The organism is Brevundimonas sp., from assembly GCF_032107865.1.
Taxonomy (GTDB): domain Bacteria; phylum Pseudomonadota; class Alphaproteobacteria; order Caulobacterales; family Caulobacteraceae; genus Brevundimonas.
Map to the genome: position 1 here is coordinate 6,260 of NZ_DAMCNG010000051.1, position 9,291 is coordinate 15,550.

The window sequence follows — 9,291 nt, forward strand, 5'->3', positions numbered from 1 at the left end:
GCTGGGCGAGTTCTACGAGACTGACTGGAGCCCGCGCCCCGGTTCAGAAGGCCAATGCATCGAGCCGGGCCACCACATGGAATGGGTCTGGCTGCTGGGCGAAGCCGCGCGCCTCGGCCTGCCGGACCTGAGCTCCGCCGCGCGGGCCCTCTACACCAGCGCCCTGACCTGCGGGGTCCGCGCGGATGGATTGGCCGTGCGCGAGATCAACCGGATCGGCCAGGTCCGCGACGGCGGCGTGCGCCTGTGGGCTCAGACCGAGCTGCTGCGCGCCTTGCATACGCGCGGCGAACACGTCAGGGCGGCCGGGCTGATCGAGCGCCTATTCGAGACCCACCTGGCCACGACGACGCCCGGTCTGTGGATCGACGCCTTTGACGCCGAGGGACGACCCCAGGACGCCGCCGTTCCCGCCTCCAGCCTCTATCACCTGATGACCGCCTTCTCGGCCCTGCTGACGGAATCGACATGAGCAAACCCGCCGCCTTCCTCGACCGCGACGGCGTGCTGATCGTCGATAGCGGCTATCCGCACCGACCCGATCAACTGGTGCTGATCCCCGGCGCGGCCGAGGCCGTGAGCCGGCTGAACGACGCGGGCTACATGACCGTCATCGTCACCAACCAGTCAGGCGTGGCGCGCGGCATGTTCAGCGAAGAGACCATGCACGACTTCAACCGCCTGCTGGTCGAGCGGCTGGCCGAGGGCGGGGGTCGCATCGACGCCGTCTACGCCTGCCCCTTCCATGCCGAGGCGGCGGACGAACGCTATCGCCACCCGGACCACCCCGACCGCAAGCCCAACCCCGGCATGTTGCTGAGGGCCGCCGCCGAACATGACCTGGACCTTTCCCGCTCGCTGATGATCGGCGATCAGCCTTCAGACATGGAGGCGGCGCGGCGCGCGGGCGTAGCGGGCCATCGCTTCACCGAGGGCGATCTCGATCAATTCATCCGCGATCTGCTTCCCGGCTGATCGCTATTCTACATTTGATGAATTAACGTCGCCGGAACGGAACTGCTGTTCGGAGACGATCCATGCCGATGACCACCCCGCTGGCCGACCGCCATGTCGAGCGGCGCTGGACCTCGCCGGACGGCCTGAGCCTCTATGCGCGCGACTACGCCCCGGCTGAGGGTCCGGCGCGCCTGCCGGTCATCGCCATCCACGGCCTGACGCGCAACAGCGCCGATTTCGGCGTCATCGCCGGACTGATCGCCCATAGCGGCCGCCGCGTCCTGGCCGTCGACGTGCGCGGGCGCGGCCGATCGGACCGGGCGCCCGATCCGATGACCTATACGCCGGATGTCTATGCAAAGGATGTCGTCGCCCTGATGGAGCAACTGGGGATCGAGAAGGCGATCTTCCTCGGCACCTCCATGGGCGGGCTGATCACCCTGGCGTTGACGGCTATCAAGCCCAAGGCCATCGCCGCCGCCATCCTGAACGACGTCGGCCCCGAGGTCGCGGCCGAGGGCCTGGCCCGCATCGCCGCCTATACCGGCCAGCCGGTCGTGATCGAGAGCTGGGACGACGCCGTCGCCTACGCCCGACGCATCAATGAAGCCGCCTTCCCCGATCATACGGACGCGGACTGGGCCGCCTTCGCCCGCCGCATCTTCCGCGAGGGGACCGAAGGGGCGCCGGTGCTGGACTACGATCCCGATATCGCGGCGCCGATCAAGGCGGCCGGATCCAAGGCGCTGGTCCCCAACCTGTGGCCCTCGTTCCGGGCGCTGGCGCGCAAGAAGCCGACCCTGCTGGTGCGCGGCGGAACCTCGGACCTGCTCAGCCCCGCCATCGCCGACAAGATGAAGAAGGCCGCCCCCGCCATGGCCTATGCCGAGGTTCCCGGCGTCGGTCACGCCCCCATGCTGGACGAGCCCGAGGCGCGAGCCGCCATCTTCGAATTCCTGGCGGGCGTGGACTGAGACACCATGCCGACCGGCCTCAACTAGCGCGAGGCCTTTGGGCCTGCGTCCAATGGGGCCTCAAGTAGCGCGAAGCGCGATAGGCCCGCTTAAATAAGCCTCAAGTAGCGCAAAGCGCGGTAGGCCCAGCATCAAGCCTTCTTCACGAACTCCGTGCGCAGGACCAGGCCGCGCACTTTCTCGACATTGGCCTCGATTTCGTCGGGGTCGCCGGTCAGGCGGATGTTCTTGACCAGGGTGCCGCGCTTCAGCGTCACCCCGCCCGAGCCCTTGACCTTCAGATCCTTGATCAGGGTCACGCTGTCGCCGTCCGACAGGAGGTTGCCGTTGGAGTCCTTGGTGACGTCGTCGCTCATGATCAGTCCTGCCTGAATGGAAGAAGGGCCGCCGCATCAGCGACGGCCCTCGTTTCAACTGGCCTATTCCCCCTGGCGCGTCTGGGCAAGGGCGATGCGCGCCCGAAGGTGCTCATCCTCTGCCGTGGCGCCGGAAATGGCGTTGAACCGCTCGATGTCGAGGCCCGAATTCTCGATGGCGGCGGCCATCTGGGCCTGCTGCTCCTCGTTCGGCTGGGCGCCGCCCAGGGCGCGGGCGATGCCCGAGATCTCAGACATGGCGGCGGCGAACTGACCGGCTTCAGCGTCCGTGACGCCGGCCCCGACCGAGCCGGGCGCAGACGGCGTCGCACCCGCCACAGCCGCGCGGGCCTGCAGCATCGGATCAGCCGAAACGGCGGCCGAAATGGCGTTGAACCGCTCGACGGCCAGGCCCGAGTTCTGCACGGCGGCGGCCATCTGGGCCTGCTGGTCCTCGGTGGGCGTTCCGTTCTGGACGGTCGCGGCCACGCTCTGGACCGTCTTCATGGCGGCGGCGAACTGGGTCAGTTCGGCGTCGGTCGGTTCACCGGTTGCCGCTGCTGCGGCGGCGGGGGCTGGAACGGCGTCCTGCGCCAGCGCGGGCGCGGCGGACAGGAACAGGGCTGCCAGAATGGCGGTCGGGGCGGCGGCCGTTGCAAAACGCATGGCGTATCCTTCTTCAGCCCCGAACGCTCAGCCCAAGGCTGACCCGGACAGATCCGGGCTCTCCCGCACGACCGGGTGTGTCAGGCTCACAGAGGGCGGGGAGAAGAAAACGCTAACCCGCCACGTGCGGGCGGGTAAACCCCAGGCGGGTCGTTTCAACCCCTGCGCGCATCAGTCCGGCGTATTGGCGTCCAGCTCGTCCAGCCACACCCGTGCCGAGGAATCCGACGGCGCGCGCCAGTCGCCGCGCGGCGACAACGACCCGCCCGTGACCACCTTCGGCCCGTTCGGCACGGCCGAACGCTTGAACTGGCTGGTCTGGAAGAAGCGGATCAGGAACTTCCTCAGCCACCCCTTGATGGTCGCCAGGTCGTAGGCGACGCGCTCGCCCTGCGGCAGGCCGACCGGCCAAGCGCCCGTCGCCGCATCGCCCCAGGCCTGATGCGCCAGATAGGCGACCTTGGACGGCTTCAGGCCGAAGCGGCTGATGTAGAACAGGAAGAAGTCGTTCAACGCATAGGGACCGACGATGCTCTGCGTCGACTGGATCGCCCCGTCGGCGCCCGCCGGGACCAGCTCGGGCGAAATCTCCGTGGCCAGAATGGCGTGAAGGGTCGGCGTCGCCGCCTCGCCCACCAGACCGCGCTCGGCCACCCAGCGAATCAGGTGCTGGATCAGGGTCTTCGCCACGCCGCCGTTGACGTTGTAGTGGCTCATGTGGTCGCCGACGCCATAGGTGCACCACCCCAGCGCCAGCTCCGACAGGTCGCCGGTGCCCAACACAAAGCCGTGGTTCTGATTGGCCAGACGGAACAGATAGTCGGTCCGCAGGCCCGCCTGGACGTTCTCGAAGGTGATGTCGTGCACCGGCTTGCCGTCCGCGAAGGCGTGGCCGATGTCGCGCAGCATCTGCTCAGCGGCGGGGCGGATGTCGATCTCGGCCCCCGTCACCCCCAGCGCCCTCATCAGCGCCCAGGCGTTGGACTTGGTGCCGTCGGAGGTCGCGAACCCCGGCATGGTGAAGGCCAGAATGCCGGTGCGCGGCAGCTCCAGCCGATCAAAGGCCCGGCAGGCCACCAGCAGCGCCTGGGTCGAATCCAGTCCGCCCGAGACGCCGATCACCAGGGTCTTGGACCCCGTCGCCGTCATCCGCCGCATCAGGCCCTGAACCTGGATGTTGAAGGCCTCGAAACAGTCCTGATCCAGACGCGCGGCGTCGTCCGGCACGAAGGGGAAGCGGTCCAGTGGCCGGATCAGGGCGTCGCCCGGCCCCTCTCCCGCCTCGAACGGGACCACCGTCGCGGCCTCGCCTTCCAGCCGGGCGCAGTCGGCGAAGGTGCCGTTGCGCAGACGGTCCAGACCGATCCGGTCCACGTCCACGTCTGCGATCGTCAGATGGCTGTGCAGGGCGAAGCGCTCGCCCTCGGCGATCTTCGCGCCCAGTTCGTGGATCGTCGCCTGACCGTCCCACGCCAGGTCCGTGGTGCTCTCGCCCCAGCCCGAAGCGGCGAAGACATAGGCCGACAGGGTGCGGCTAGACTGGCTGGCGCACAGCAAAGCCCGTTCGTCCGCCTTGCCGATGACGATGTTGGAGGCCGACAGGTTGCACAGGATGCGCGCCCCCGCGAGCGCCGCCCGCGTCGACGGCGGCTGCGGCGCCCAGAAGTCCTCGCAAATCTCGACCGCAAAGACGAAGCCCGGCCGGTTGGTCGCCTCGAAGATCAGGCCCGGCGCGAAATCGACGCTCGTACCGTTCAGGACGACGGCGTCCTCGCTGCGGCTGGCGGCGGGCGCGAACCAGCGCTTCTCATAGTATTCGCGATAGTTGGGCAGATAGGTCTTCGGAACCACGCCCAGCACCTCGCCGCCGCCCAGCACGACCGCGCAGTTGAACAGAGCGTCGCCGTTGCGGATCGGCGCGCCGATCACCGCGATGACGCCCGCTTCGTCCGCCACCTCGGCTAAACGCGCGATCTGGCGCTCGACCTCTTCCAGCAGGGCCGCCTGCATGTGCAGGTCGTCGATGGCGTAGGCGCTCAAGGACAATTCGGGAAAGACCAGCAGGTCCGCGCCCGCCTCGCCTGCCTGACGGATCAGTCGTTCGTGTTCCTCGGCGTTGGCGGCCGGGTCGGCGACATGGACCACCGGAGTCGCGGCGGCGACGCGCACGAAGCCGTGGCTGTGCGGGGCGTGGAAGGGATGCGTCTTCGCCATCAATCTTTCCGCTCATCCCGGCGGGCGCCGGGATCCAGTGAGAGCCGTAGGCACAGACCCTGCGACCTTCCTGATCAATATAGGGTTGCGCCGTGAAGCCAAAGTCCTGGATCCCCGCGTCCGCCGGGATGAGCGGTTTATAGTGACCTGCGAACCGCTGTCGTCTAAGGCTCACGTCATGAGCGATACGCCCAAAAAAGGCTGGTTCCAGCGGCTGAGCGAAGGCCTGTCCCGGTCTTCGAAACAGATGACCGATCAGGTCGTCTCGACCTTCGTCAAGGAGCCCCTCTCGGAGGAGGCGCTGGAGCGGCTGGAAGAACATCTGATCGAGAGCGATCTCGGCCCCGCCGCCTCGGCCCGCATCGTCGAACGCTTCCGCGAGCTGCGCTTCGGCAAGACCTCCGACGAGCGCGAAATCAAGGAGGCCCTGGCCGAGGCCGTGGCCGCCGAACTGACGCCGCGCCAGGCGACCTTCGACCCGCTGTCGGGGGCCAAGCCCTATGTCGTCCTGTTCGTCGGCGTGAACGGTTCGGGCAAGACGACGACCCTGGGCAAGATCGCCTCAGACCTGACGGCCAAGGGCGCCAAGGTGATGATCGTCGCCGGCGACACCTTCCGCGCCGCCGCCCGCGAGCAGCTCAAGGTCTGGGCCGACCGCGCCGGCGCCCATTTCGAAAGCCGCCGCGACGGCGCCGACGCCGCCGGCCTGGCCTTCGACGCCTTCACCAAGGCGAAGGAAGAAGGCTTCGACGTCGTGCTGATCGACACGGCCGGGCGGCTGCAGAACAAGTCGACCCTGATGGACGAACTGCTGAAGATCGTGCGCGTACTGAAGAAGGTCGACGCCGACGCCCCGCACGAGACCCTGCTGGTGCTGGACGCCACCGTGGGCCGCAATGCGCTGGAGCAGGAAAAGATCTTCGGCCGCACCGCCTATGTCTCGGGCGTGGTGATGACCAAGCTGGACGGCACGGCGCGCGGCGGCGTGCTGGTGCCCGTGGCCCAGGCCTCGGACGCCCCGATCAAGCTGATCGGCGTCGGCGAAGGGGTCGAGGATCTGCAACCGTTCGACGCCCGCGCGTTTTCCCGATCCCTGGTCGGGCTTGAGGACTGAAGCGTATGAGTGAAGCGACCGAAACCAAACGCCCGCAATGGATTCGTCAGGCCGTCGACTTCGGCGCCTTGGTCGCCTTCATGGCCGCCTATTTCATCACCCGTGACATGATCAAGGCGACCTGGGTTCTGGTCATCGCCTCGATCATCGCCCTGGCGGTAGGCTTCATCCTGGAGCGTCGCCTGGCGCCCATGCCCCTGATCACCGGCGGCTTCGCCCTGGTGTTCGGCGTCCTGACCATCGTCACCGACGACGACCTGTTCGTGAAGCTGAAGCTGACGGTGCAGAACGGTCTGCTGGCCGCCGTCCTGCTGGGCTCGCTGCCGCTGAAGAAGTATCCGTTCAAGGCCCTGCTGGGCTCGGCCATCAAGGTGACGGACGAGGCCTGGCGCAAGCTGACCTTCCGCTACGGCCTCTACTTCCTGGCCGTGGCCATCGCCAATGAGGTGTTCCGCAGCCCGACCGCCGTCACCGCCATCTGGTCGGCGCTAAACCTGGGGACGCCCGATCCCAACGGCGTCTGGACGGCCTTCCGCGGCGTGCTGTGGATCGCAGCCTCCATCTTCGGCCTGTCGCAGGTGCCGCTGATCCTGAAGAACATGACCAAGGACGAAGAGCCCGGCCCAGTCTCTCCCGACACAGGCCTCTGATCCGAAAGCGTGGGCCATAACCGGCCCACCTCCCCTACGCGCTCCAGTCGGGCCTCAAGTAGCGCGAAGCGCGATAGGCCCCAGAATAAATGTCTTCAAACCGTCAGCCTTAACGTCGTCAAAGCGTTAAGCCGGGCTGTTAGCTGTTGCAGCATCATCCGGCCACGGCCGGTATCGGGCTGTTCGGGAACGAAGACGATGATCAAGTCGGGCAAGCAGGCGAAGATCAAGGGCGGGCTGGCGGAATCGCCCAGCCACCTGATGCACCGCGCGTTGCAACTGGCGCTGGACATCTACGCCGAGGAAGCCGGGCCGGACGGCCTGACCCAGCGCCAGTTCGCCGTGCTGGAGGCCGTGGCTGCTCGCTCGGGCCTGACGCAGACCGACCTGGTCAAGGCCACCGGCATCGACCGCTCGACCCTGGCCGACCTGGTGGCGCGCATGACGACCAAGGGCCTGCTGGAGCGCGAACGCTCGACGCTGGACGCCCGCGCCAAGGCCGTGCGCCTGTCGCCCGCGGGCGAGGCCGCCCTGATCGCCGCCCGCCCGCGCGTCGAGGCCGCCGACAAGCGCATCATGGGCCTGCTGCCCAAGTCCAAGCGCGACAGCTTCCTGGACCTGCTGTGCAGCCTGTCCGACGCCGCCGACGCCGCCCCCGAACAGGCCCGCGCCGACATCAAGGCGGCGAAGAAAGCCGCCAAGGACGCCAAGAAGGCGGAAAAGGCCGCGCGCAAAGGCGACGGCAAGGCCGACGGACGCGGCAAGAAGAAGAAAAAGGGCGAGTTGGTCGTGGAGCAACCGCAGACCGACGATGCGGCTGATGCCGTCGTGGTCCCGCTCAAGGGCGCCGCTGAGAGCTAAGTCCCTTCCCGCTCATCCTGGCGGACGCCGGGACCCAGTAAGAGCCACGCGCTCTACGGGAGAAAAGCGGATGTTTGCAGTCAAAGCCCTGGATCCCGGCGTCCGCCGGGATGAGCGGGGTATTGAGGCTGCGCCCTAAACGCGAATGTCGAGCAAGGAGCCGGGGCGTTGCAGGCGCGACGTCGGCGCCGCCAGTTCGACCGGCGCGGAAGCCGCCGCAACCGGACGCGCCGTCTCCGTCTCAGCCGCAACCGGCGCCGCCAGCCCCATGGCCTGACGGAAGAAGGCCGACTGGGCCGTTCTCAGGGCGTGGGCCGCGCCGCCCGCCTGGGGCGGAAAGACCGGCCGCTCGGACGAAATCGCGGACATGACATGAGGATGCCCGCGCTTCGTCTAGATATGGTTAATGCGCGATTCACCCTGTCTCGGGCGATCGCCTCAACGCGCGGGGGCGTTCAGGGCGTCGGTCAGCTTCTTCAGGTCGGCGTCGGTCAGGATCGGTCCCGAGGACTTGGCGACGATGGTCCCATAGGCGTCGACGGCGAAGCTCTCGGGCACGCCTGAGACGCCCAGGTCCAGCCCCGCCCGGCCCTCGCGGTCGACCAGCACCAGGCGATAGGGATCGCCCAGCTCTTCCAGGAAGGCGTCGGTAGCGACGGGATCGTCCTTATAGGCCACGCCGACCACGGCGATGCCCTGCTCCTTCAGCGTCATCAGATGCGGGTGCTCCAGACGGCACGGCGCGCACCAGCTGGCGAACAGGTTGACGATCATCGGCTTGCCGACGCCCGCCGTCTTCAGGTCCAGCAGATCGTCGCTGGCCTTGCCGTCCGCCAGGATGGGCAGCAGCGTCGTCTCGGGGATCGGCTGGCCGACCAGGGCGTCCGGCTTATAGGTCGGGCCGGCGGCGGGGTCGCCCGCCATCCGGTCCATCTGCGTCATCAGGAAGATCCCCAGCGCAGCCAGCACGGCGATGGGCAAAAGGGCCAGCCAGCGTTTCATTTGCGCGCGGCCTCCAGCCGGGCCAGCTCGCGCTTCCAGCGGCGGGCGGCGATCAGGGCGCGGGCCGACAGGGCGGCCAGCACCACGGCGCTGATCCCCCAGGCGGGCCAGACGAAGGCGCCGTAGGGGCTCATGTCCAGATCAAGCACGCGACAACTCCATCAGGCTTCCAGCGCCGCACGGGCGCGAAGGGTCAGAACGCGGCGCCGCCGCACCTCGGTGCGGATCGACGTCAGCCAGATCGCGCCGAACAGCACGGCGTAGGCCGCCATCATGGTCAGCAGGGCGGGCAGGAAGGCCGGGTCCACGCTGGTCCCGCCCGACCGCAGCAGCGAGGCGGGCTGGTGCAGGGTGTTCCACCAGTCGACCGAGAATTTGACGATCGGCAGGTTGATCAGGCCGACCAGGCCCAGCACCGCCGCCGCCCGCGCCGCCTTGGCCTCATCGTCGATCGAGGCGCGCAGGGCCATATAGCCAAGGTAGAAGAGGAACAGCAC

The 9,291-nt window shown here is 68.0% G+C and carries 13 protein-coding genes; 6 read left to right on the forward strand and 7 right to left on the reverse strand.

What is annotated here, in order from left to right:
* From RT567_RS06585 to RT567_RS06595, 3 genes are all read left to right on the forward strand, one after another.
* The coding region (locus RT567_RS06585; protein WP_313575186.1) for an AGE family epimerase/isomerase at positions 1-472 on the forward strand (472 nt) is incomplete at its 5' end.
* A complete protein-coding gene (locus RT567_RS06590; protein WP_313575188.1) occupies positions 469-975 on the forward strand; it encodes an HAD family hydrolase in 507 nt (168 codons plus the stop codon). The genes RT567_RS06585 and RT567_RS06590, both read left to right, overlap by 4 nt.
* Positions 976-1,037: 62 nt before the next feature.
* Positions 1,038-1,931, forward strand: coding sequence for an alpha/beta fold hydrolase (locus RT567_RS06595; protein WP_313575190.1), 894 nt, complete (start codon positions 1,038-1,040; stop codon positions 1,929-1,931).
* A 131-nt stretch (positions 1,932-2,062) separates the two neighbouring features.
* Here RT567_RS06595 and RT567_RS06600 read toward each other — a convergent pair whose 3' ends face one another.
* The 3 genes from RT567_RS06600 to RT567_RS06610 form a co-directional block, all read right to left on the reverse strand.
* Positions 2,063-2,287 (reverse strand): alkylphosphonate utilization protein, encoded by a 225-nt coding sequence (locus RT567_RS06600; RefSeq protein WP_003166615.1) that lies wholly within the window; start codon positions 2,285-2,287, stop codon positions 2,063-2,065.
* A gap of 63 nt (positions 2,288-2,350) precedes the next feature.
* A complete protein-coding gene (locus RT567_RS06605) occupies positions 2,351-2,953 on the reverse strand; it encodes a DUF4168 domain-containing protein (RefSeq protein ID WP_313575192.1) in 603 nt (200 codons plus the stop codon).
* A gap of 171 nt (positions 2,954-3,124) precedes the next feature.
* A complete protein-coding gene (locus RT567_RS06610; protein WP_313575193.1) occupies positions 3,125-5,167 on the reverse strand; it encodes an NAD(+) synthase in 2,043 nt (680 codons plus the stop codon).
* Between the two features lie 178 nt (positions 5,168-5,345).
* Here RT567_RS06610 and ftsY point away from each other — a divergent pair, with 178 nt between their 5' ends.
* From ftsY to RT567_RS06625, 3 genes are all read left to right on the forward strand, one after another.
* Positions 5,346-6,281, forward strand: coding sequence for a signal recognition particle-docking protein FtsY (ftsY, locus tag RT567_RS06615; RefSeq protein WP_313575195.1), 936 nt, complete (start codon positions 5,346-5,348; stop codon positions 6,279-6,281).
* 5 nt (positions 6,282-6,286) lie between these two features.
* A complete protein-coding gene (locus RT567_RS06620) occupies positions 6,287-6,931 on the forward strand; it encodes an inner membrane-spanning protein YciB (RefSeq protein WP_313575197.1) in 645 nt (214 codons plus the stop codon).
* A gap of 198 nt (positions 6,932-7,129) precedes the next feature.
* The gene (locus RT567_RS06625; protein ID WP_313575199.1) at positions 7,130-7,792 is read left to right on the forward strand and encodes a MarR family winged helix-turn-helix transcriptional regulator; all 663 of its coding nucleotides are present in this window, start codon (positions 7,130-7,132) and stop codon (positions 7,790-7,792) included.
* Positions 7,793-7,927: 135 nt separating this feature from the next.
* Here the strand turns inward: RT567_RS06625 and RT567_RS06630 are convergent, their stop codons facing one another.
* The 4 genes from RT567_RS06630 to ccsA form a co-directional block, all read right to left on the reverse strand.
* A complete protein-coding gene (locus tag RT567_RS06630) occupies positions 7,928-8,161 on the reverse strand; it encodes a hypothetical protein (protein ID WP_313575201.1) in 234 nt (77 codons plus the stop codon).
* A gap of 69 nt (positions 8,162-8,230) precedes the next feature.
* Entirely contained in the window at positions 8,231-8,794 is a 564-nt protein-coding gene (locus RT567_RS06635) for a DsbE family thiol:disulfide interchange protein (protein ID WP_313575202.1), read from the reverse strand.
* On the reverse strand, positions 8,791-8,943 hold the full coding sequence (gene ccmD / locus RT567_RS06640) for a heme exporter protein CcmD (protein WP_003166605.1): 153 nt from the start codon (positions 8,941-8,943) through the stop codon (positions 8,791-8,793). The genes RT567_RS06635 and ccmD overlap by 4 nt, the downstream gene beginning before the upstream one ends.
* Positions 8,944-8,955: 12 nt before the next feature.
* A partial coding sequence (gene ccsA, locus RT567_RS06645; RefSeq protein ID WP_409516154.1) for a cytochrome c biogenesis protein CcsA occupies positions 8,956-9,291 on the reverse strand: 336 nt, incomplete at its 5' end.

Excerpts from the sequence above, each read along its gene's own strand:
- RT567_RS06610 (WP_313575193.1), bottom strand. The coding sequence starts at position 5,167 with ATGGCGAAGACGCATCCCTTCCACGCCCCGCACAGCCACGGCTTCGTG.
- RT567_RS06595 (WP_313575190.1), top strand. The coding sequence starts at position 1,038 with ATGCCGATGACCACCCCGCTGGCCGACCGCCATGTCGAGCGGCGCTGG.
- ftsY (WP_313575195.1), top strand. The coding sequence starts at position 5,346 with ATGAGCGATACGCCCAAAAAAGGCTGGTTCCAGCGGCTGAGCGAAGGC.
- RT567_RS06635 (WP_313575202.1), bottom strand. The coding sequence starts at position 8,794 with ATGAAACGCTGGCTGGCCCTTTTGCCCATCGCCGTGCTGGCTGCGCTG.
- RT567_RS06600 (WP_003166615.1), bottom strand. The coding sequence starts at position 2,287 with ATGAGCGACGACGTCACCAAGGACTCCAACGGCAACCTCCTGTCGGAC.
- RT567_RS06625 (WP_313575199.1), top strand. The coding sequence starts at position 7,130 with ATGATCAAGTCGGGCAAGCAGGCGAAGATCAAGGGCGGGCTGGCGGAA.
- RT567_RS06630 (WP_313575201.1), bottom strand. The coding sequence starts at position 8,161 with ATGTCCGCGATTTCGTCCGAGCGGCCGGTCTTTCCGCCCCAGGCGGGC.
- RT567_RS06605 (WP_313575192.1), bottom strand. The coding sequence starts at position 2,953 with ATGCGTTTTGCAACGGCCGCCGCCCCGACCGCCATTCTGGCAGCCCTG.
- RT567_RS06620 (WP_313575197.1), top strand. The coding sequence starts at position 6,287 with ATGAGTGAAGCGACCGAAACCAAACGCCCGCAATGGATTCGTCAGGCC.
- RT567_RS06590 (WP_313575188.1), top strand. The coding sequence starts at position 469 with ATGAGCAAACCCGCCGCCTTCCTCGACCGCGACGGCGTGCTGATCGTC.